The sequence below is a fragment of the Gordonia sp. DT30 genome (genome assembly GCF_049844915.1).
Classification (GTDB): Bacteria; Actinomycetota; Actinomycetes; order Mycobacteriales; family Mycobacteriaceae; genus Gordonia.
Map to the genome: position 1 here is coordinate 25,411 of NZ_JBNCLY010000006.1, position 21,978 is coordinate 47,388.

Annotated in this window: 20 protein-coding genes; 7 read left to right on the forward strand and 13 right to left on the reverse strand. The window is 67.2% G+C overall.

The genetic code is table 11. The features are described 5' to 3' along the window. Window positions 1-77: 77 nt before the first annotated feature. The 12 genes from ACLQ3C_RS07800 to ACLQ3C_RS07855 form a co-directional block, all read right to left on the reverse strand. The gene (locus ACLQ3C_RS07800; protein WP_425704482.1) at window positions 78-3,350 is read right to left on the reverse strand and encodes a helicase HerA domain-containing protein; all 3,273 of its coding nucleotides are present in this window, start codon (window positions 3,348-3,350) and stop codon (window positions 78-80) included. Continuing rightward, the gene (locus ACLQ3C_RS07805) at window positions 3,350-4,021 is read right to left on the reverse strand and encodes a MarR family transcriptional regulator (RefSeq protein WP_425704483.1); all 672 of its coding nucleotides are present in this window, start codon (window positions 4,019-4,021) and stop codon (window positions 3,350-3,352) included. The genes ACLQ3C_RS07800 and ACLQ3C_RS07805 overlap by 1 nt, the downstream gene beginning before the upstream one ends. Then, entirely contained in the window at window positions 4,003-5,160 is a 1,158-nt protein-coding gene (locus ACLQ3C_RS07810; RefSeq protein WP_425704484.1) for a DUF559 domain-containing protein, read from the reverse strand. The genes ACLQ3C_RS07805 and ACLQ3C_RS07810 overlap by 19 nt, the downstream gene beginning before the upstream one ends. 68 nt (window positions 5,161-5,228) lie before the next feature. Further along, the gene (locus tag ACLQ3C_RS07815; RefSeq protein WP_425704485.1) at window positions 5,229-6,473 is read right to left on the reverse strand and encodes an MFS transporter; all 1,245 of its coding nucleotides are present in this window, start codon (window positions 6,471-6,473) and stop codon (window positions 5,229-5,231) included. Continuing rightward, the gene (narI, locus tag ACLQ3C_RS07820; RefSeq protein WP_425704486.1) at window positions 6,470-7,219 is read right to left on the reverse strand and encodes a respiratory nitrate reductase subunit gamma; all 750 of its coding nucleotides are present in this window, start codon (window positions 7,217-7,219) and stop codon (window positions 6,470-6,472) included. The genes ACLQ3C_RS07815 and narI overlap by 4 nt, the downstream gene beginning before the upstream one ends. Continuing rightward, on the reverse strand, window positions 7,216-7,881 hold the full coding sequence (narJ, locus tag ACLQ3C_RS07825) for a nitrate reductase molybdenum cofactor assembly chaperone (RefSeq protein ID WP_425704487.1): 666 nt from the start codon (window positions 7,879-7,881) through the stop codon (window positions 7,216-7,218). The genes narI and narJ overlap by 4 nt, the downstream gene beginning before the upstream one ends. Beyond that, window positions 7,878-9,542 (reverse strand): nitrate reductase subunit beta, encoded by a 1,665-nt coding sequence (narH, locus tag ACLQ3C_RS07830; protein WP_425704488.1) that lies wholly within the window; start codon window positions 9,540-9,542, stop codon window positions 7,878-7,880. Before narH ends, narJ begins: the two co-directional genes overlap by 4 nt. Next, on the reverse strand, window positions 9,542-13,315 hold the full coding sequence (locus ACLQ3C_RS07835; protein WP_425704489.1) for a nitrate reductase subunit alpha: 3,774 nt from the start codon (window positions 13,313-13,315) through the stop codon (window positions 9,542-9,544). The genes narH and ACLQ3C_RS07835 overlap by 1 nt, the downstream gene beginning before the upstream one ends. A 115-nt stretch (window positions 13,316-13,430) precedes the next feature. Next, complete coding sequence (locus ACLQ3C_RS07840; RefSeq protein ID WP_425704490.1) at window positions 13,431-13,793, reverse strand: LuxR family transcriptional regulator; 363 nt, start codon at window positions 13,791-13,793, stop codon at window positions 13,431-13,433. A 120-nt stretch (window positions 13,794-13,913) separates the two neighbouring features. After that, a complete protein-coding gene (locus ACLQ3C_RS07845) occupies window positions 13,914-14,402 on the reverse strand; it encodes a hypothetical protein (RefSeq protein WP_425704491.1) in 489 nt (162 codons plus the stop codon). After that, a complete protein-coding gene (locus ACLQ3C_RS07850) occupies window positions 14,399-15,610 on the reverse strand; it encodes a hypothetical protein (RefSeq protein WP_425704492.1) in 1,212 nt (403 codons plus the stop codon). The genes ACLQ3C_RS07845 and ACLQ3C_RS07850 overlap by 4 nt, the downstream gene beginning before the upstream one ends. Beyond that, on the reverse strand, window positions 15,607-16,752 hold the full coding sequence (locus ACLQ3C_RS07855; protein WP_425704493.1) for an SPFH domain-containing protein: 1,146 nt from the start codon (window positions 16,750-16,752) through the stop codon (window positions 15,607-15,609). Before ACLQ3C_RS07855 ends, ACLQ3C_RS07850 begins: the two co-directional genes overlap by 4 nt. Before the next feature lie 223 nt (window positions 16,753-16,975). Between ACLQ3C_RS07855 and ACLQ3C_RS07860 the strand changes: the two genes are divergently transcribed. After that, window positions 16,976-18,037: a tellurite resistance/C4-dicarboxylate transporter family protein gene (locus ACLQ3C_RS07860; protein WP_425704494.1), complete on the forward strand. Its 1,062-nt coding sequence runs from the start codon at window positions 16,976-16,978 to the stop codon at window positions 18,035-18,037. A 65-nt stretch (window positions 18,038-18,102) separates the two neighbouring features. Here the strand turns inward: ACLQ3C_RS07860 and ACLQ3C_RS07865 are convergent, their stop codons facing one another. Next, window positions 18,103-18,849, reverse strand: a complete 747-nt coding sequence (locus tag ACLQ3C_RS07865) for a DUF2127 domain-containing protein (RefSeq protein WP_425704649.1) — start codon at window positions 18,847-18,849, stop codon at window positions 18,103-18,105. Window positions 18,850-19,251: 402 nt separating this feature from the next. Between ACLQ3C_RS07865 and rpsH the strand changes: the two genes are divergently transcribed. The 6 genes from rpsH to rplO are packed head-to-tail and all read left to right on the forward strand — an operon-like array spanning window position 19,252 to window position 21,945. Beyond that, complete coding sequence (gene rpsH / locus ACLQ3C_RS07870) at window positions 19,252-19,650, forward strand: 30S ribosomal protein S8 (RefSeq protein WP_425704495.1); 399 nt, start codon at window positions 19,252-19,254, stop codon at window positions 19,648-19,650. Window positions 19,651-19,665: 15 nt separating this feature from the next. Then, complete coding sequence (rplF, locus tag ACLQ3C_RS07875) at window positions 19,666-20,202, forward strand: 50S ribosomal protein L6 (RefSeq protein WP_425704496.1); 537 nt, start codon at window positions 19,666-19,668, stop codon at window positions 20,200-20,202. 3 nt (window positions 20,203-20,205) lie between these two features. Then, window positions 20,206-20,616 carry a 50S ribosomal protein L18 gene (gene rplR / locus ACLQ3C_RS07880; RefSeq protein WP_425704497.1) on the forward strand — a complete coding sequence of 137 codons (411 nt, stop codon included), beginning with the start codon at window positions 20,206-20,208 and terminating at the stop codon, window positions 20,614-20,616. Between the two features lie 43 nt (window positions 20,617-20,659). Then, on the forward strand, window positions 20,660-21,316 hold the full coding sequence (gene rpsE, locus ACLQ3C_RS07885; protein WP_425704498.1) for a 30S ribosomal protein S5: 657 nt from the start codon (window positions 20,660-20,662) through the stop codon (window positions 21,314-21,316). Window positions 21,317-21,321: 5 nt separating this feature from the next. Beyond that, the gene (gene rpmD / locus ACLQ3C_RS07890) at window positions 21,322-21,501 is read left to right on the forward strand and encodes a 50S ribosomal protein L30 (protein WP_425704499.1); all 180 of its coding nucleotides are present in this window, start codon (window positions 21,322-21,324) and stop codon (window positions 21,499-21,501) included. Window positions 21,502-21,504: 3 nt separating this feature from the next. After that, a complete protein-coding gene (rplO, locus tag ACLQ3C_RS07895) occupies window positions 21,505-21,945 on the forward strand; it encodes a 50S ribosomal protein L15 (protein WP_425704500.1) in 441 nt (146 codons plus the stop codon). Window positions 21,946-21,978: the final 33 nt, after the last annotated feature.

Sequence of the window (21,978 nt, forward strand, 5' to 3'; positions counted from 1 at the left end):
CATCACGGGGGTACGACAGTTCGAGCGGTCGAGCCGCAGTTGTCCACAGGGCCCGGTCATAACCGGGGATTTCCTGGTCAGGGACGCGACAGCGCGATGACCTCGTCCTCGGTGGGCGGGCTCTGCGGGTGATAGCTCAGGCACAACGGGGTGTCCACCTTGATGAACCTGCCCCCGTCGACGGCGGTGTAGAACGTGCCGGTCGACAACCGGCCCACATCCGGAATCGGACTGCCCTTGCTGGCCGCGAGTTCCTTGGCGGCTTCGATCTGGTTGGGGTGGTTCAGCTTCCCGAAGAACTGCGTCGAGGCATTGCCACTGACCCGACCGTGGATACCTTTGGGCGCCTGGGTGGCGAAGATCAGTCCGAGACCGTACTTCCGGGCCTGCGAGGCCAGCGCCAGGGTGCTCTGCATGGCACTGGTGGTGCCCTGCGAGGGTGCGTAGTTCTGGGCCTCGTCCATGACCAGAATCCCGCCGAGCGGCCGGTCGGCGGCCGGATTCTTCTTGATCCAGGCGAACAGCGACATCTGTAGCTGTCCCACGAAGTTGGCGACGCGCTCTTCACCGCCGAGGCCGGCGAGGTTGATGACCGAGACCCGGGCCCGACGGCCGGGCGAGGGCGTCAGCAGGAACCCGGGGTCGGCCGGCGCCGCGTCGCCGTCGAGGAGTGGGTCGTTGGCCATCGACGCCTTGAGGTTCTCGCTGAGATCGATCGCCAGTCGTGGTGCGTCGGCGAGGGTGCTGACCCCGTCCGGGAGTTCGGAGAGCATGGTGACCAGCGATTGCAGACTTCCGCCGCCCGAATGTCCGAAGTGCACCATGGCCTGGCGCAGTACGGCCTCGTAGCGCCCGGCCTTGGCGCCGCGTTCGCTCGGACGCGCGCGGGGCAGAAGTGCGCCGACGGCGGAGTCCACGGCCGCGGTGAACTCGTCGGATTCCTGCTCGAGGGCGGCGAAGTCGGGCAGCGGACGAAAACTCAACGGGCGTCCGGCCTTCCGGCCTGGGGTGAACACGACGACCTCGGTGTCGGCGAAATAGCGGTCGGCCAGTTCGCCCTCGGCGTCGCTCCAGGTGCGGGTCGCCGGCGGCCACGGGGTGCCCAACCGGGACAGATCGTTGTTGATGTCGAGAACGATAGCGGAAACCCCTTGTAGCGCAGCTTCTTCCACGATTCGACGGATGAGGACGGTCTTGCCCGATCCGGTCCCGGCAAAGATCGCGATGTGCTTGCGCAGTGCCACCAACGGCACAGACACCGGCTCGCCTCCGTTGGTGCGGTGACCGAGGGGCAGTTCGTCGGCGGCGCCAGACTGCAGGATGTCGGCGGCGCCAGACTGCAGGATGTCGGCGGCGCCAGACTGCAGGGTGCCGACGGCCCCAGACCGATGATGGGCGGCATGCGGCGCTCGGGCGGCATGCGGCGGTTGGGCAGTCGCGGTGACCGGTGCGCTCGCGGCGCTCGCCGGCGACGTCGCCGATCGTGCCGTCCCGGTGCCGAGAATCTCGGTGAACAACTCGATCTCGGCCGCCGGATTGCGGGCGACGATCCAGTCATGTAGGTGTGGTGAATGCTCGTCACCCAACTGGGTGAGGGCCATCAATCGCCGGATGTCCGGCTCCGACCACGCAACGACTTTGCCGCCGCGCGAATGTAATTCGTCTACCATCTGCGCGGTCTTCGGTCCGTTGGGCCACGGCTCGCGCCGCAGTATCACCAGGGTTCTCTCGACCGTCCCCAGACTCAGGCCGGCTGCGGTGGTCGCATTCGCCAGGCGGGTCTGAACGGCTCGCGGATTGGTCGCCGAGATGGCGCGGAAGCTCCACGATTCGTCGAGCTCCCGGTGCGAATCGATGATGTGCCGGATCCGGCCATGAAGGACCGGCTTCGCGCCGGGCTTCGGATCCTGCCGCCATTCGCCGGGATCGGCCGGTACGGCTTCGATCCAGGCGCCGAGTCCGGCCCGCAGCAACCCCGGCACGATGCGATCTTCGCCGTCGGACACGAGCGCGGGGAGTGGATCGGCGCGCGCGATCAGGTCCTCATATCGCCGATCGAGTTCGGCGAGTTCGGGTTTCGGTCCGGTGGCGGTCTGCCCGGGTGTCGCGGCGGCGGTGGTCGCCGGCGCACTTTCCCCATCGACGGTGTCGGTGTGCGTGGCCGCCGGTTCACCGATCGGGGTGGCGTCGGTGTCGGCGAGATCGACGAGTTCGTGGAAGTCGCCGGATCGCAGCATCGCGGCGATCTGCCGGTCCACCGCGATCATGAGCTCGCGCGGGGTGTACTGCGTGGCGCTCGTCAGGGCGGTGAGCGCCACCGGCCACGTCGGATACGGGGGTGTAAAGTCGGCGCGCGCAAAGCCGGGGGCGAATCGCTTGGCGAGCAACTCCCGCCCGAAGTCGGCCGACGCGGGACGCTGCAGCATCGGTGGCTTGCGGAAGCGTTCGGATGCCGACCGCATGGCGCGGCCCTCGAGGTAGTCCCATGCGGCGGTGATGCAGGAGACCACGGTTGACGTGCGACTCATGTTCTCGCGCAGCGCCATCAAGCCGTGGGCCACCTGCTCGACGATCGACTCCTCGCCCGTGAGGGCCGATTTGCCCGCCTCGATCAACGTGTCGATCTGATCGATCGCCAGCACGGCCGCGTTGTCGAAGGCAACGATACGAGAGATGTTCTGGACGATTTCCTGGTAGCCGAGTTTGGCATTCCGGATGCCCCACTCCGCCAACTCGTCGGCGTCGTCGACATCGAGGTGCAGGAAGGCCTCGCCGAGATCCTTGGCATCGTCGTCTTGTGAGGCGGTCAGGACGAGGGCGCGCAGAATGTGTTGCGACCGACGCCGGTGGGCGTGGTGTCGATACACCCCGGCGACGAATTCTTCGAGCGCGGTGCCGGTCAGTGGCGCCGCACCGATGACGGCGAGCCGAGTCGTCTCCGGCACGCCGGACTCGCGCGCCAGATGGTCGAGAAGTTGCGCCAATTGCGTGGGGTGCTCGGCACCCGGGCGGTTGAGGCTTTCCAGGATGGCCACGGTCGTGGACTTCCAGAAGTCGCTGCCGTCAAGCAGTTTCAGCAGAAAGAAGTAGCCGCCGGTGCTCTGGACGCGCTGGCGCACCTGGCCCAGGAGGTGGGTCTTGCCCGAGCCGGCCACGCCGCGGATCACCACTCCGATGGGGCTTGCCGACTCCGAGCGCTGGGCGTCGTCGAAGCTTCGCATGGTCTCCACCACGATCTGGCTGTGCAGTCCGTCGACGTGGTAGGGGTTCGCGGCGCCCCAGACGTCGTCGGGGGTATCGGCCCAGTCGAGCCGAATCGATTCCAACGCTTGGCGCGTCTGGCGTTCCATCAGGCCTCCTCGATGGCGAACAGGTGGCATGGCTGGGTGCCGACCATCACTGCGGCCGCGTGATCGCCTGCGGTCAGTCGTGCGCGGTCGTCCTGCGGTATCAGGCTGACGCCGCGCTGTTGTTCCAGCTCGACGATCGCGGCGTCGAAGGCAGCACGAGAATGGCCGGTGATCGCGGTCCGCAGGCGCGCGACGTCGACGAGCGCACCACGGACCGGGGCAAGGCGGTAGTAGGTCTCGACGATGATGCCCCGGAGGTCGGTGGCCGGGCGATCATCGGTGGCCGGCGCCGGGGTTGCGTGGGTGGACGTGTCCTCGGGCCGCGGCCGGCCGAAGACTTCATGCAGGCGTAGATCCTCGGCGTCGAGGTAACGGCCGAGGCCGGCCAGCACGGCATACATCGCACGGATCGGTGGCTGTGAGCGCGCGGGCGGACCATCCGGCAATTCTGTTGCACACCAAGCCCATCCGCGATCGGTCAGCGAATGGAACAGTGCTCCCCGAGCGCCCTTGACGGATTCGATGAGGCCGTGTCGCGCCAGCAACTCGCGCCCGGGTTTGTCGAGGTTGGGGCCCAATGCCCGCAATTGCGGGGTCGAGAGCGCGCGGGACTCGGCCATCAGGACGAAGAGCACCGCGCTCTGGCTCGGTGTCAGCTTCGGGTGGTCCACGTCGGAGCCTCCTCGGATCGGATCGGTGTGGGTGCGCAGGCCCGGCGCTGCCGTGCGTCCAGGATTTCACGGAGTTCGTCGGCGACGAGATCGGCGTCGGCGAGTACCTGCTCGTTGGTGTAGCGCAGCACGAGGTAGCCGTGTTGTTGCAGCAGGTTGTCGCGGCTGCGGTCGTTTGCGTATTTGTCGGCGCGGCGGTGGTCCGGCCCGTCGATCTCGACGATGACCTGCTCGGTGGCCCACAGGAGGTCGACGACGACAACGGGCGCGAGGGGATGCAGGCCGCCGGGCCGACGATTCCACTGCCGGTCGGCCGCCCAGCCCCGGCGCGAGAGCACTGTTTCGAGTGTTTGCTCGGCCCGGCTGTTCGGGGAGGGGGCGCCGATCGGCCGGGATACCGCGAGTATCGGTGTATCCGCGCCGGGCACGGGGGAGCCCCGATGGTCCTCGGTGTCGTCGGGCCCCGATCCGGCGAGCCCCGATCCGGCGGGCCCCGATCCGGCGAGCCCCGATCCGGCGAGCCCCGATCCGGCGAGCCCCAGCCGGACCCGGGGGACGCGAATGATCTGCTCCAGCGCGTCGGCGCTCAACCAGACCGTGCATCGGGCATGCACCGCCAGCCATTCGTAGGCCGCGGCGGCAGTGCGCTGTCCGGCGGGGGAGAGGCCGGCACTCGCGCGTACCGCCAGGATGATCTGCGGTCTCCGGTAGGCGTGCCGGAGTAGGCCGGCCAGGCCGGCGGCGCGCGACTCGGGTGTCTGCCGTCGGCGCGGCACCGTGCGGGCCGCGGCCGAACGGGCAAGATCGATCACCACCGCCGGGCCGGCCAGTCCGGCGTCACGGCACAACGCCCGAGCCGCCGACTCCGCGTCGGCGACGTCGACCAGCTGACCCGGCCGGCCACCGGGCAGCCAGGCCGGAAAGAGGTCGACGAGAATCTGCTCCAGCGCGTCGAGGACCTCGGTGCTCACGTGTGCGGCCGTGCGGTCGTCGGGCCCGCGGTGATCGAGAAACACCGGCAGGTCGTCGGAGATCGTGTCGAGCAGTTCGTCGAGGGTGGCGCCGGTGACGTCATCTGTACGCAGGACATGGCCGGGCCGGACCGCGGCTTCGACCACAGTCGACACACCGATGTTCATCGATCACGAATATAGCCGCGCGCTGCGACGGTCACCGGGTTGTGTCGTGCGGTCCGTCCGCACCGGCCTCACGTGGAGGGTGCGCGTTCACCGGACTCGGTGCGGCTGCGCGCAACCGTGCGGCGAATACCGAACACCGTGAACAGTGCCGCCGCCGCGGCGAAGCCGATGAGCAGACCGAGACCGACGGTGTAGCTGTGCGTTGCTGCGTCGTAGGTGGCGCCCATGACCAACGGCGGGAAGAAGCCGCCGAGACCGCCGGCCGCCCCGACGATGCCGGTCACCGAGCCGACCCGTTCGGACGGCGCGGCCTGCGCGACCCACGTGAACACCGATCCCGAACCGAGTCCCATGCACACGGCCATGAGGACGAAGTCGAGACCCGCGGGCACTTCCAGCGGTGGTTTCGTGATCATCCACACCGCCAGCACCGCCGCACCCGCACATGAGATGAACGTGATCGTCCGCGGACCGAACTTGTCGGCCAGTACGCCACCGAGCGGCCGGGCGATGACGGCGGCGATCGCGAAGCCCGCGGTGCGGGTGCCTGCCGCCTTGATGTCGAGCGAGTACACGTCGTTGAGATAGGTGGGCAGATAGGTGCTGAAGGCGACGAATCCACCGAAGGCGGCAGCGTAGAGGAATCCCATCTGCCACGTGACCGGCAGGCGTACCGCGGCAACGAGTTTGGGGATCACGGGGTCGTGGTTCGGCGACCATCGCGGGGCATCGCGCATCCACGTCCAGCAGATGGCGGCGACGACGACCAGCGCCACCGCGATGATCAGGTGGGTGACGAAGTAACCGAACCAGGTGACAAAGCGAGGCGTGAAGTACGCCGACAGCGCCGTCCCGCCCATTCCGGCGCCGAAGACGCCGGTGGCGAAACCGCGCCGCGACGGGTCGTACCACGCGTTGACGAACGGGATGCCGACGGCGAAGGTGGTGCCGCCGATGCCGAGGAAGAAGCCGGCCACGATCAGCAGCCAATAGCTGTCGAAGTGTCCGCCGACGGCGACGAGCACCACGAAGGGCACGGTTGCGACCATCAGGACCGGGAACATGATCCGGCCACCGAAACGATCGGTCAGCGCGCCGGTGAGGATGCGGCCGAGCGATCCCACGAGGATGGGGATGGCGACGAGCACCGACTTCTGCGCGGCGGAGAGACTCAGATCCTTTGCGTACGTGACGCCCAGCGGGCCGATCAGATTCCATGCCCAGAAGCTGATGGTGAACGCCGCGGTCGCCAGGATCAGGTTGACCGACTGGGCTCGTCGGGTGGCGGCATCGGCGGTCTCGGTGGTGGTCATCGGTGTCGTTCCTTTACTCCCACGGGTGTCCAACCCGGTCGGCTCGCCCGATTTCCCGGTGCGCGCAGGTCATCTCGGCTCCGGTAGACGATGTAGGGACGGAAGAAGTAATGCAGTGGTGCGGTGAAGATGTGCACCAATCGCGTGAACGGGACAAGGCAGAACAGCAGCATGCCGATGAGCACATGCACGTGAAACCCCAACGGCGCAGCGGCCATCGCGTTGATGTCGGGATTGAAATAGAAGGTCGACCGGAACCAGGGCGAGACCGTCTCGCGGTAGTTGACGCCGGGGTCGTGCGGTGCCAGCGCGCCGACGAGTGTGACGTAGGTGCCCGCCACCAACGCCGCAACGAGCACCAGATACATCAGTTTGTCGTTGCGGGTGGTCGCCATGAACACCGGTCCGGTGGTGCGTCGGCGGTAGATGAGCATGGCGACGCCGACGAGGGCCGCCGCTGCGGCCACGAGACCGAGACCGCCTGCGCCCCAGTGATAGAGCGACTCCGACACCCCGATCGCCTCGGTCCACGACTCGGGGATCACCAACCCGATGATGTGCCCGACGATGATGCCCAGGACGGCGTAATGGAACAGCGGCGACGCGATGCGCAGCAATCGTGATTCGTAGAGTTCCGACGAGCGGGTCGTCCACCCGAATTTGTCGTAGCGGTACCGCCAGATCGTTCCGCCGATCACCAGTGCCAGCGTGAGGTAGGGCACCACACCCCAGAGGACGATGTTCATGGCAGCACCGAAGTCCGCGGAGGCCGAACGCGCTGGGTCGGCGACAGCGGGAGCAGTCGCGGATCGTAGGGCTCCAAACCGACCGACTCCACCGGAATGTCGGCCGGCCGCGCCGACGCGCGCGCGACGGGTACCGTCGCGCAGATCGCGGCGAGGATCGGTTCATACCGGCTGCCCCGCTCGGCGAGCGCGGTGCGAATCGCTTCCAGGGCCGGCCGGTGCTCGGCGAGGAGTTCGCGTCCCCGCTCCGGATCGGCACGCGCACAGTACTCGAGCACGATCGGCAGGTGGTCGGGCAGTTCACCGTTCAGGTCGACCAGGAACCCGCTGTCGCGGTAGAGCTGCTTGATCGTCGTGAGCGCGGTGCCGCGCCGCCGCGTGTCACCGTCGGACCAATACGTCAGGTACAGCGTCTGTTTGCGCGACAGATCGAAGGTGTCGATGTAGTCGTGGCGTAACTCATCGGGGTCCGCGGCGGCCAGATCGGCGATCACCGTGCGCACCGCGCGCACCGATTCGTGCTCGTCCTGTTCACCCAATGCCGCGGTCAACAACGGCAGGCGTTCGAGGAGACCGTCGTCGGGGTAGCCCAGACACCACGACGCGACCTGGTGGACGACCCGATGGTCGCGTTGCGTACGACGTCGCAGCAGCGGCTTCATGCGCGGTCCCCCCGATCCGGGAACAACCCGGGCGGCGCGCCGTTGCCGTCCCAGTTCAACAGATTGGTGCGGCCGGAGAGCACTCCGGAACCGGCCGGCTCGTCGGTCGTCTGGCGTTGTCGCAGGGCATGGAAGGTCTCCACCGACACCGGTGCCGGCCGGCCGCTGGCCTCGCCGAACGCCGACGAATCGAACATGCCCGGACCGTCGTCGTAGTCGAGGGGGCAGGCCAATTCGTCGAGCTTTTCGGCCTGTTCGAGGTGGGCGGTCGGAATCACGTATCGCTCATCGTATTTCGCGATTGCGAGCAGCCGGTACATCTCATAGATCTGCTCCTCGGTCATCCCGACCGCCCCCGGAATGCCGGCAACGGGTTCGCGGCCCAGGTTCACATCACGCATGTAGGCGCGCATCGCGGCGAGCCGGTGCAGCACCTTGTCGATGACGGCGGTGTCGCCTGCGGTGAACAGTTCGGCGAGGTAGTCGACCGGAATACGCAGCGCGTCGATCGCGCCGAACAGGGTGCCGGGGTCTTCGGCATCATGGCCCTGCTCGGACAGCAGGTCGACGATCGGCGACAACGGCGGGACGTACCAGACCATCGGCATCGTGCGATATTCCGGATGCAGCGGCAGCGCCACCCGGTACTTCTTGGCGAGCGCGTACACCGGCGAACGGCGGGCCGCGTCGAGCCAGTCGTCGGGGATGTTCTGTTCGCGCGCGGCGGCGATCACCTTGGGATCGTTCGGGTCGAGCATCAGATCCAGTTGCGCCTCATAGAGATCTTTCGGATCCGGGGTGGACGCCGCGTCGGTGACGGCGTCGGCGTCGTAGAGGAACAGGCCGAGGTAACGCAGGCGGCCGACGCAGGTTTCCGAGCACACCGTCGGCTGTCCGACCTCGATCCGCGGGTAGCACAGCGTGCACTTCTCGGCCTTGCCGGACTTGTGGTTGAAATAGATCTTCTTGTACGGGCATCCGGTGATGCACTGCCGCCAGCCGCGGCACCGGTCCTGATCGACCAGGACGATCCCGTCCTCGGAGCGCTTGTAGATCGCCCCCGACGGGCAGGAAGCCATGCACGACGGATTGAGGCAGTGCTCGCAGATCCGCGGCAGATAGAACATGAACGTCTGCTCGAAGCTGAACTTGATCGCGTCCTCGGACTCCCGCCGGAGTTTGGCCACGACCGGGTCGAGTGCGCCCATTTCCGGTGCGCCACCGAGGTTGTCGTCCCAGTTCGCCGACCAGGTGATGTTGGTGTCTTCGCCGGTCAGCAGGGATTTGGGGCGGGCGACGGGAAAGTCGTCGCCCAGGGGCGCATCGACCAGGGTCTGATAGTCGTAGGTCCATGGCTCGTAGTAGTCGGCGATGGTGGGCTGGACGGGACTGGCGAAGATCGACAGCAGCTTCTGCAGGCGCCCGCCGGTACGCAGCCGCAACTTCCCGCGGCGATTGAGGTGCCAGCCGCCACGCCAGCGGTCCTGATCTTCGTACTGGCGCGGATAGCCTTGGCCCGGGCGGGTTTCGACGTTGTTGAACCACACGTACTCGGTGCCCGACCGGTTGGTCCAGGCCTGTTTGCAGGTGACCGAACACGTGTGGCAGCCAATGCATTTGTCGAGATTCATCACCATGCCGACCTGTGCCATGACCCGCATCAGAACGTCACCTCCTGGCTGCGCTTGCGAATGGTGCTCACGATGTCGCGCTGATTGCCCGCCGGTCCGAGATAGTTGAACGCATACGACAATTGGGCATAGCCGCCGATCAGATGCGACGGCTTGATCAGCAGTCGGGTGACCGAGTTGTGGATACCGCCGCGCCGGCCGGTGGCCTCGGACTTGGGTACGTCGATGGTGCGTTCCTGCACGTGGTGCACGTAGCACACCCCCGGCGGCATGCGATGGCTCACGATGGCCCGGCACACGAGAACACCGTTGGCGTTGGTGCATTCGATCCAGTCGTTGTCGTGCACATCGATCTGGTCGGCGTCATCGGGGCTCAGCCAGGCGGTCGGACCGCCGCGCGAGAGCGAGAGCATGAACAGATTGTCCTGATACTCCGAATGGATCGACCACTTCGAATGTGGGGTCAGATAACGGACGGTGATCTGCTTGGCGCCGTCCGGGCCGAGCTTGGGTTCACCGAAGAGCCGGTGCATGTCCAGCGGCGGACGATAGATGGGCAACGCCTCGCCGATGTCGATCATCCAGTCGTGATCGAGATAGAAGTGCATGCGGCCGGTGAGGGTGTGAAAGGGCTTGAGCCGCTCGATGTTCACCGTGAACGGAGCGTAGCGGCGGCCGCCGGTCTCCGATCCCGACCACTCCGGTGAGGTGATCACCGGCACCGGTCCCTGCTGGGTGTCGGTGAATCGGATGCGTTTCTCCGCCGAGCCGCTCGCAAGATCCTCGAGGCCGACTCCGACGCGCTGCTGCAGTTTCTGGAAACCGTTGACGGCGAGTTCGCCGTTGGTGGTGCCCGACAACGTCAGGATCGCCTCGGCGAGTTTGGAATCGGTGTCGATGGCCGGTCGCCCGGCGCCGACCCCGTGCGACATCACCCCGTTGGACTCGGCCAGCTTCGCCGTCTGTTCCTCGAGGTCGTACGTGACGTTCTTGACGGTGAAACCGAGGGAGTCGGCCAGTGGCCCGACGGTGGCGAGCTTGTCGGCGATGGCGGTGTAATCACGTTCCACGACCGTGAAGGTCGGCATGTTGGCGCCGGGCACGCCCCGCGCCGGTGCGGTGCGCGGCGAACCATCCCCGGACCCCGGCCACCAGTCGGTCGCACGGCCGTGCGGCGTGGCGGTCTCACCAGGGGTGTCGTGCTGCATCGGTGCGCTGACCAGGTCACGGCGCACCCCGAGATGGTCGCGGGACAACTCCGAAAGACGTTGCGCCAGCCGGTGGAACAAGTCGAAGTCGGTCTTGGCCTCCCACGGCGGGTCGATCGCGGGGGAGAAGGCGTGCACGAAGGGATGCATGTCGGTCGACGACAGATCGTGCTTCTCGTACCAGGTGGCCGCAGGCAGCACGATGTCGGAGAGCAGCGTCGTCGAGGTCATCCGGAAATCGGCCGACAACAACAGGTCGAGCTTGCCCTCCGGCGCCTGCTCGTGCCAGACGACGTCGCGCGGCCGTGGCGCATCGGGATTCTCGCTGCCGAGCACGTTGTGGTGGGTGCCGAGCAGGTGGCGCAAGAAGTACTCGTTGCCCTTGGCCGAGGAGCCCATCAGATTCGACCGCCACAGCACCAACGTGCGCGGCCAGTTCTCCGGGGCGTCGACGTCGGAGATCGCCGGCGTCAACCGGCCGTCGACGAGGCGCTGGGCCACCTCGCCGGCGACGGTGGCCTCCGTGTTGTCGGCGACCGCGGCGCTGACCTCGTCGGCGACGTCGAGCGGATTGACCGAGAACTGCGGATAGAACGGCATCCAGCCCAGCCGCGCCGACTGGGCGATGGCGTCGGCGGTGTGCGCATGGTCCATCGTGCCGCGGGACAACGGGGAGGCCAGCGACGCCGCCGAATACCCGTCGTTGCGCCACTGATCGGTGTGCATGTACCAGTACGACGTACCCGCCATGGTGCGTGGCGGCCGCGACCAGTCCAGCGCGTTGGCCAGCGAGATCCAGCCGGTGATCGGCCGGCACTTCTCCTGCCCGACGTAATGCGCCCAGCCGCCGCCGTTGCGGCCCATGCACCCGGTGAGGATCAGCAGCGACAGGATCGCCCGGTAGGTGGCGTCACCGTGGAACCACTGGCAGATGCCCGCGCCCATGATGATCATCGACCGGCCGCCGGATTCTTCTGCGTTGCGGGCGAATTCGCGGGCGACCCGGATGGCGGCCACGGCCGGCACGCCGGTGATCTCGGCCTGCCAGGCCGGGGTGTAGGGCGTTTCGACGTCGTCGTAACCCGTCGGCCAGTCGCCGGGGAGCCCGTCCCGGGCGACTCCGTACTGCGCGAGCATCAGATCGAAGACCGTGGTGACGAGATGCCCGTTCACCCGCCGCGCCGGGACACCGCGCCGCAGGACCGACCCACTGCCGTCGGGTGCGTCGAAGGCGGGCAGCGAGATCTCGACCGGTTCGGCATCCGCGCCGAGCAGCGTGAGCATCGGGCGGACGCCGTCGAGATCCAGATTCCACTTGCCCACACCGGAATCGGCGTAGCGGAAACCCAGCGAGCCGTTGGGCACCACGGGGCGGCCCGTGGCCTCGTCGAGCACCACCGTCTTCCAGGCGTCCTCGTCGGCGGTGGCGTCTGTACCCGATCCCGCTGTACCTGATCCCGCTGTACCCAATTCCTCTGTACCCAATTCCTCTGCGGTGACGAACTTTCCGGGCACCAACGTCGACTCGTGCTCGTCGAGGTGGATGAGGAAGGGCAGGTCACTGTAGGTGCGCACGTACTCGTCGAAGAAGTCGGTGCGCCTGCGCACGAAGAACTCGGTGAGGATCACGTGGCCCATCGCCATCGCGAGAGCCGCGTCGGTGCCGGCCTGGGCGGGCAGCCACTCGTCGGCGAACTTGGTGTTGTCGGCGTAGTCGGGACTCACCGCGACCACCTTGGTTCCGCGATAGCGGACCTCGGTCATCCAGTGGGCGTCGGGGGTGCGGGTGACCGGAACATTGGAGCCCCACATCACCAGGTAGCTCGCATCCCACCAGTCACCCGATTCGGGGACGTCGGTCTGATCGCCGAACACCTGCGGGCTGGCGACCGGAAGATCGGCGTACCAGTCGTAGAAGGAGGTCATCACCCCGCCGATGAGCTGGATGAAGCGGTTGCCCGCAGCATGCGAGACCATCGACATCGCCGGGATGGGCGAGAAGCCGGCGCACCGGTCCGGGCCGTGGGTCTTGATGGTGTGAACGTGTGCGGCCGCAGCCATTTCGACGGCCTCGTCCCAGGAAACGCGGATGAGGCCGCCCTTGCCGCGGGCCTGCTGATACGCCCGGCGTCGCACCGGATCGCCGACGATGTCACCCCACGCGAGGACGGGGTCGCCGAGTTTCGCCTTCGCCGCGCGGTACATCTCGACGAGGACTCCGCGCGCATAGGGATGCCGGACCCGCGTCGGGGAGTAGGTGTACCAGGAGAATGCCGCGCCGCGCGGACATCCGCGGGGCTCGTATTCGGGTCGGTCGGCACCCACCGACGGATAGTCGGTCTCCTGGGTTTCCCAGGTGATCACGCCGTCTTTGACATAGACCTTCCACGAACACGATCCCGTGCAGTTGACGCCGTGGGTGGATCGCACGATCTTGTCGTGACTCCAACGGTCACGATAGAACACATCGCCGCGCCGGCCGCCCTCACGGAAAACCGCGCGGGCGTCCTGAGTCTCGTCCCATCGGGTGAAAAATCTGCCGATGTTCAACAGTGCGGTGGCTGCAGAGCCCTGCACATCCGGGGACCGGGCCATGCGGTCACCATACGGCCGGTCGACATCGGACGCAGTCCGAATCGCAGATTCGTGTTCAGCCGTCGGTGAGTTGCCCCGGTACCGGGAATATCAAGTACAGCAAGAAGTTAGGGTGTCATTGGTCGGCAGTGTCATCGTTGCCTCGGGTTCGCGCGATGTACACCGTGAGCAGCACCGCCGAATCCTGTTGGGCCGACAGATTGTGGCGCGCGTCGGGAAGGGTCACCAGGTCTCCGTCGGTACCCTCCCAGCTGTCGGTGCCGACGGCCATGGTGACGTGGCCGCGCAACACCTGCACGGTGCCCTCGTCGGGGCTTTCGTGTTCGGCCAGTTCGCGTCCGGCGACCAGGGCGATCACGGTCTGGCGCAACCGATGTGACGAACTGCCGTGCAGCGTGTGTGACGCGCGGCCACTGCGGCTGCGATGGGCTGTGGCGATGAGCTCGTCGACGAGGGAGGTCAGATTGGTCGTGTCCATGCCTCTACTCTGGCACTTCGTGACCGCTTCGGGGCGTATGAGCCGCGTTCGCGCGGTCCGAGTTGGTTCGCGCGGTCCGTCGACAGCCCGCGCGAGCAAGCTCGGGCCGCGTGAACCGGGCTACGTCTCGTGCCCGCGGAGCGGCACCCCCGGCAGCGCGGTGACGAGCTCATCGACTTCCGTCGGGGCGGTGGGGGCACCGGTGAGAATCCGCGGGATCACCGTCTCGAGCCGCGTGATCCATGCGTCGATCGCGGGCAGGATCGCCCCGGCGTAGGAACGGTCGGCGGCCGAGCAGGCCATCAATTGTGAACCCACTTGCGCCACCGCCAGTTCGAGTCGGACGCGACTGTCGAGGAAGGCGCCATCGGTGATCGCTACCGAATACAGGGGCGCCATCGCGTGCTGCATCCGTCGGTACAGCCGAACCTCGGGGTCGTGGCCGAGCGCCCACCCCGGGGGCGCGGTGGGCGTGTGACCGGGATGTAGCACCGCCGCCGACCGTGATTGGCTGCGGCTCGACCGCACCAGGGCGACCGTGAGCGCGACCGCGCCGCCGATCACCCCGAGGAAAACCATGGCGACCAACGCCATCAGCAGGATACTCATCGTAGGTACTGGTAGAGCGCCCAGATGCCGATGAGCACGAGTACGAGGGCGGCGATCGCCGAGACGATCTTGACCGTGCTGTAGGGGCGGTCGCCGTGGACCTCTCCGGTCACGCCATTGATGTAGACCTGAAACGGCGTGCCCCCATAGACGACGGTCAACAGCCAGATCGGCATCAACAGGTACCGGAACCGCAGCGGGTCGAAGTCCGAGTGCGACGAGTGGATTCGCTGGTGGTCACCGCCGATGTCGCGGCGCACCGACGACTCGATCGCCGGGTCGATCTCCTCGGCGCGCGCCCGCCCGAACGTCTCCTCGGGCCCATGCTCGTAGGTGCGTGCCAGGTGTCCGGCCAGATATTCGCCGGTGAACGGCCGGGCCTGGGTCATCGGCCAGGGTTTCAACGCCTCGACCCGCTGCGGGTCGATACCGTCGTTGGCCAGGGCGGGAACATCGGAGAACGAGTCGGTGAGGTGGCCGCTGACGTGGTGCCACCGCGTGCGGGTCTCGGTGTGCTGGTCATCGCCCGTGCCGACGGTGACCGTGTAGTCGTCGCCGCGCTGACCCACGTAGTCGGTGTGCGCGGTGGCGGTGTAGCTGAAGTAGGAGAAGTAGACGCTCTGCAAGGAACCCAGCCGTCGGTAGCGTTTGAACTCCGACGGCGCGAACCATCGCGAGCGAATCCACTTCTCGATGTGGGTGGTCGCGGCATCGTCGTCGACCCCGAACGGGATGACACCGTCGACGGGCAGTACCTCCGGCGCGGTGTGGATGTCGTCCCGCTGGATGGCGGTGGCGCAGTACGGGCATCGGGTTGCGGTCAGGCTTCCGGTGAAAACGATTGTACCGCCGCAGTTCTGGCAGATCACCTGGCGCTCCTGCGCGGCTGCCGGATCGGCCGCCGACAGCAGCCCGGAGGCGGCGCGGTTGCCGACCCCGGGATCCCGCAGGTCATGTTGTCCGAGCTGCTCGGTGGGATCGAGGGAGATCAGTTGGGTGGAACCGCAACTCGGGCATGTCAACTGCCCCGACGCGGGGTCGAATTCGAGACCGTCACCGCAACTTCCGCACTCGAACGTGCGGGTGTGCTGGGACGCGTCCCCCGAGTCGGCAACCGGCGGGGGCGTCGGAACCGAGCTGGGCGGCGGCGTCACCGGCAGCGGCGGTGGCGCCGCGGGGGATTGCGGCGTCTGTTCGGGAGGGGTCATGACGTGGGCAACGGCGGCGGGGCGGTAAAGAGCTGCGCGAGTGCGGAAACCTGACCCGCGGGCGTCCACTGCGTCATCCCGGCCGACCACACCAGGGTCGCCGCGGTCACCGCGCCCGAAGCCACCGACGCCTGGATCTGGGAGACGGTGTACGGACCGGCGGCCTGCCCGTTCTGTTCGACGTGGAAACTCGCCGCAGGCAACGGGGGCGGCGTGGACGCGGGTGGCGTGGACGGGGGTGTGGCGGCCGGCGTCGCCGATCCCGCGATCGCCCCACCGACCTGCTGTCCGAGCGCCAAACCCATTCCGGCACCGAGGAAGTCGGCGATACCACCGCCACCGGGATTCTGGGCGCCGGCGAGCAGGGCATCTCCGACGCGTCCCTGCTGGAAGCGCGCCATGTCGTCGACCTGATCGAGGAATCCCTGTTCCTCGAGGCCGCGGGCGACGCCGCGGGTGATCGCCGAGGTGATCTCCTCGGGCAGCGACACGTTGAGGATCACGTCGTCGACGGCGAGCCCGTACTCGTCGTCGACCCGCTCGGCCACCAACTTCTGCAACCGTGTGGAGATCTCGCCGAGCTTGCCCTGCAGGTCGAGCACGCCCAGGCCGGTGTCGATGATCAGATCGGCGAAGGCTTGGGCGATCACCCGGCGCAGCAGCTCGGCGATCTCGTCGACGTCGACGTTGCTGTCGGTGCCGATGACCTGCCGCAGGAAGATCGCGGGATCGGCGATGCGGATCACGCACAGTCCGTTCGCCCGGACCTGCACCAGGGTGTACTCCGGATCTCGAATGGTGACCGGTGTTGGTGTGCCCCAACGGAGTTCGGTCACCGGTCGGGTGTTGAGGAAGTAGACCTCGCTGCGGAACGGGCTGTCGAAGCCATGCTTCCATCCCTGCAGGGTGGACAGCACGGGCAGGTTCTCGGTGGTCAGCGCGTAATGCCCGGGACCGAACTCGTCGGCCAGTTGGCCTCGATAGACGAATACCGCACGCTGGCCTTCGCGGACGATGAGCTGCGCACCGTTCTTGATCTCGTTCTGGTAGCGCGGGAATCGCCACGCCAGAGTCGTTCGCGAGTCGTCGAGCCACTCGATGATGTCGACGAGTTCGCCCTTGAGTTTGGCGATGACCCCCACCGCAGCCTCCTCCGTGGTCTGTGTTCGGTCCCATTCAAGTCGACCGGGCGTGGGCACGGCCACCGGGGTCACCCGTTCGGATGAATCAAAACGAGGCCGGCAGGCCGGGGGATCGGTGCCCGCCGGCGCCGAGTGGGCCCGCGGAGCGGTTGGGCTGTGCACAATTCAAAGCACGGATCTCCTGATCGAGAGCACACGTCGACCGGCGGCGGAGAGGACCACTATGGCGGTGGAGGGCGGAATACGGCGCTGGTGGTCGGCGCTCGCGGCGGCCCGGCTGGATCAGTTCACGTATGTGATGGCCACCGGCATCGTTTCCACGGCGCTACGCAACACCGGCGCCGATCTGGCATCGCTGATCCTGTTCTGGCTCGCGGTCGTCGGCTATGTGGGACTGCTGGCCGGGGTGCTCGCCGGACTGGGGCGATCCGGACCGGGGCGAGCCAGGCGGCTTCTCGCGCAGATCCGGGATCGCAGGTTCGCGACACTGGCCTTCACCGCCGCCGCCGGAGTGCTGGCGACTCGGCTCGCCGCGATCGGCCAGAACACGTGGGCGCTGGTGCTGATCATCGTGGCGACGGTCTCCTGGGTGCTTCTCGAATACACGGTGATCTCGGGGATCCTGCTCAGCCTGAGCCGTGGCGGTGAGACCGGACTCGCCCGGGTCGACGGCACCTGGCTTCTGTGGGTGGTCGCCACCCAGTCGATCGGGGTGTCGGCGGCGGCCTACGCGCATGCGGTGGGAAGTCCCGGGATGGCGAATTTCGCGACCGTCTGCTGGGGAATCGGCATCCTGCAGCTGGTGATCGTCGCCGTGCTTGTCGGCGCCCGTCTGCTGTTGGTGCCGATGCGGGCCGACGACGAGGTGGCCCCGTACTGGGTGCTCATGGGGGCCGGCGCCATCTCGGTGCTCGCCGCCGCGGAGATCCTGGGCACCGGTACCGAACAGGCGGTCATGTCCGAAGCCGTGGTCGGTGCGGTGGCGATGGCGATCTGGTCGTTCATCACCTGGCTGGTGCCGATGCTGATCGCGTTGACCCACTGGCAGACCTTCCGGCCCGGCGGCAACCGGCGCTTTCGGGCCGCCCTGTGGGCCATGGTGTTCCCCATCGGCATGTACGGCGAGGCCACCCGCCAGCTCGGCCATGTCCGCGATACCGGCTGGATGGTGACCGTCGGGCTCTGGGAGAGCTGGGTGGCGCTGGCGGTATGGGTGCTGGTGGCGCTGGGGATGCTCGGCGCGTTCGCCCGCTGGGTGTCGGCCGGGCCCGCGGGCGCGGACTGATCCGCGAGCAGCTCGGCGTCCGCTATGCCCGCGGCCCGAACTGGTCGTGTCCGGCCGACGCCGGCTCATCGCCCTTCGGCGACCGCCGCACGTTCGACCGTCAGCAGGCTCTCGGCGTTGTGTTGGGCGTGGTAGGCCGCTCCGCCGCCGCGCAGGCCGAAGAGCCGTTTGCTCCAGATCAGCCAGACGACGGCGGCGACGTTGACGAGCAACAGCAACACCTTGAACACGGTCACCCGCTCGACGAGTTCATAGACCTCGAGGGGGATGAAGATGCTGGTGACGATCACCGCGAAATACTCGCCCCACCGCTTGGCGAACCACAATCCGAACGCCTCGACGAACTGGCTGATCCCGTAGGCCAGCAGCGCGCACCCGACGAGCACGATCGTCGTACTCGACAGTGTCGTCGCCTTCTCGATCCAGCTGACGACCTTGGAATCGTCGATGTTCCAGCCGATCTGGTCGGCGATCGGCCGCAGCAGCGGCAGTTCGGTGTCGAACTTCTCGTGCAGGGTCATCTGACTGTGGCGCAGTTCGATCACGAACGCACCGCCCAGCAGCAGGAACAGTCCGCGGATCAGACGTTCGACGGCCAGCACACGCATGATGATCAGGTCGCGCAGCAGTGCGCCGCGCGGCACCTCGGGTGCGTGATCGGCCGGGCCGCCCCGGCGGGGATCGCCGACGACGAAGTCGCCACAGCGCAGACACCGCCAGGCCGCTCCGGCGGCGCTGCGCACGTGCAGGCGGTCGGCGAGTTCGGACTCGTCGGGTCGGTACGTCTCGTGGCCGCGGAGTCCGCACGACATCACTTCCCAGTTCACCCGGGCAGACTAACGGCCGTACCCCGTATGGTGGCGGATCGTCCGCCGAGTGGGGGACGGGTGACGGCGGTCCGCGGAAGTCGAGATCACCCGGGCGGACACCCGATCGTCACGTAAGAAGGTGACCATCCGGCGACGATTTGGGTCTGGCCAGCGAATTCTCTACACTAGACCGGTTGCCTGTGCACCTCAGGTGCCTGGGACATGCGATGCACGTGCGTGCAGGACACAACTGAATAGTCTCCGGTGCTGGTGAAAAGCCAGGGGCATCGGCGACGAGAACAGATAACAACTATCCACTTCGTGGAAGGCCCACCGCAGGTCAGAGGAGAAATCCTCGGATCGGTGCTGCATGGGAACCGCTACGAGAAAGGTTGACGGTCAACCATGACCATGACTGACCCGATCGCAGACTTCTTGACACGTCTGCGTAACGCCAATTCGGCGTTCCATGACGAGGTGACGCTTCCCTCGTCGAAGATCAAGGTGAACATCGCCGAGATCCTCAAGCGCGAGGGCTACATCACCGACTACCGCACCGAAGACGCGGAGGTCGGGAAGAACCTCGTCGTCGCCCTCAAGTACGGCCCCTCGCGGGAGCGCAGCATCGCTGGTCTGCGGCGCGTGTCCAAGCCGGGTCTGCGGGTGTATGCCAAGTCCACCAACTTGCCCAAGGTTCTGGGCGGCCTCGGCGTGGCCATCATCTCCACGTCGTCGGGCCTGCTCACCGAACGCCAGGCAGCCAACCAGGGCGTGGGCGGCGAAGTCCTCGCCTACGTCTGGTAAGGGGAGGTATCAACTATGTCGCGTATCGGTAAGAACCCGATCGAGATCCCTGCGGGTGTCACCGTCGCCATCGACGGCCAGACTGTCACCGTGAAGGGCCCCAAGGGCGAACTCTCCCACACCGTCACCGCGCCGATCGTCGTCGCTCAGGAGGACGCCACCATCGTGGTGACCCGTCCCAACGACGAGCGCCGCAACCGTGCGCTGCACGGCCTGAACCGATCGCTGGTGGCCAACCTGGTCACCGGTGTCACGCAGGGCTACACCACCAAGATGGAGATCTTCGGGGTCGGCTACCGCGTGCAGGCCAAGGGCAGCGACCTCGAGTTCGCGCTCGGTTACAGCCACCCCGTGCCGATCGAGGCTCCCGATGGCATCACCTTTGCCATCGAGTCGCCCACCAAGTTCTCGGTCTCGGGTATCGACAAGCAGCAAGTCGGCCAGATCTCGGCGAACATCCGCCGCCTGCGTCGCCCGGACCCGTACAAGGGCAAGGGCATTCGCTACGAAGGTGAGCAGATCCGTCGCAAGGTCGGAAAGACGGGTAAGTAAGCCATGAGTAATACAGCAACGCAGCAGAAGACCGTCCGCAAGCCCATCGGCAAGGATGTCTCGACCCGTCGTCGTACCGCGACCGCGCGTCGTCACTTCCGCCTTCGCAAGAACGTGTCGGGTACCCCGGAGCGTCCGCGTCTGGCCGTCAAGCGCAGCAGCCGGCACATCCACGTGCAGTTGATCGACGACCTGGCAGGCAAGACGCTGGCCGCGGCGTCGACCATCGAGGCCGATGTGCGTGCCGACGGCGGCGACAAGTCCGCGCAGGCCCGCAAGGTCGGCGAGCTGATCGCCGCCCGCGCCAAGGCCGCCGGAGTCGAGACCGTCGTGTTCGATCGTGGTGGCAAGGACTACCACGGCCGGATCGCCGCGCTCGCCGACGCCGCCCGCGAGGGGGGCCTGAGCTTCTGATGATCAACCACAGCTACACCACCAAGACCGGAGGGAACCTCTGATGCCCGGACGTCAGCGTGACGGCGGAAACGGACCCGCCGGAAACACCAACAGCAACGCCACCGCCGGTGGCGATCAGCGCAACGACCGTCGTGGCGGCGGCCGTGATCGCCGTGGCGGCGATCGCGGAGGCCGCGACAACGACCGCAACCAGCTCGAGCGCGTTGTCGCGATCAACCGTGTCTCGAAGGTCGTCAAGGGCGGCCGCCGCTTCTCCTTCACCGCCCTCGTGGTGGTCGGCGACGGCCAGGGCCTGGTCGGCGTCGGCTACGGCAAGGCCAAGGAAGTCCCGGCGGCGATCCAGAAGGGTGTCGAAGAAGCTCGCAAGAACTTCTTCCGCGTCCCGCTGATCGGGAGCACGGTGACCCACCCGGTTCAGGGTGAGGCCGCTGCCGGCGTCGTGATGCTCCGCCCGGCCAGCCCCGGTACCGGTGTGATCGCCGGTGGCGCGGTGCGTGCCGTGCTCGAGTGCGCGGGCGTCCACGACGTGCTCGCCAAGAGCCTCGGCTCGGACAACGCCATCAACGTGGTCCACGCGACCGTCGCGGCTCTGAAGATGCTGCAGCGTCCCGAAGAGGTCGCGGCCCGCCGCGGTCTGCCGATCGAAGACGTGGCGCCGGCCGGCATGCTCCGTGCCCGCGCCGGCCAAGGAGTGTGACGAAGATGGCACAGCTGAAGATCACCCAGGTCAAGGGCACCATCGGTACCAAGAAGAATCAGCGTGACAGTCTGCGGACGCTCGGCCTCAAGGGCATCCGCAAGACGGTCACCCGCGAGGACACCCCGATCAACCGCGGTCTGATCAACGTGGTCCGGCACCTCGTGACAGTCGAAGAGGTTTAAGCAATGACCATCAAGCTCCATCACCTTCGCCCCGCACCGGGTTCGAAGACCGACAAGACCCGCGTGGGTCGCGGCGAGGGCTCCAAGGGCAAGACCGCCGGCCGTGGCACCAAGGGCACCAAGGCACGTAAGAACGTGCCCGCCGCCTTCGAAGGCGGCCAGATGCCGATCCACATGCGGCTGCCGAAGCTCAAGGGCTTCACCAACCGCAACCGGATCGAGTATCAGGTCGTCAACGTCGGCGACATCGCGCGGCTGTTCCCGCAGGGCGGCACGATCGGCGTCGACGAACTCGTCGCCGCCGGTGCCGTGCGCAAGAACAACCTCGTGAAGGTCCTCGGCGATGGCGAACTCGGCGTGACGGTCAACGTCACCGCCGACAAGTTCACCGCCTCGGCAAAAGAGAAGATCGCCGCTGCCGGAGGCAGCACGACCGAACTCTGAGCGCCGGTCAGCCGGGTCCGCAGCGGGCGCGAC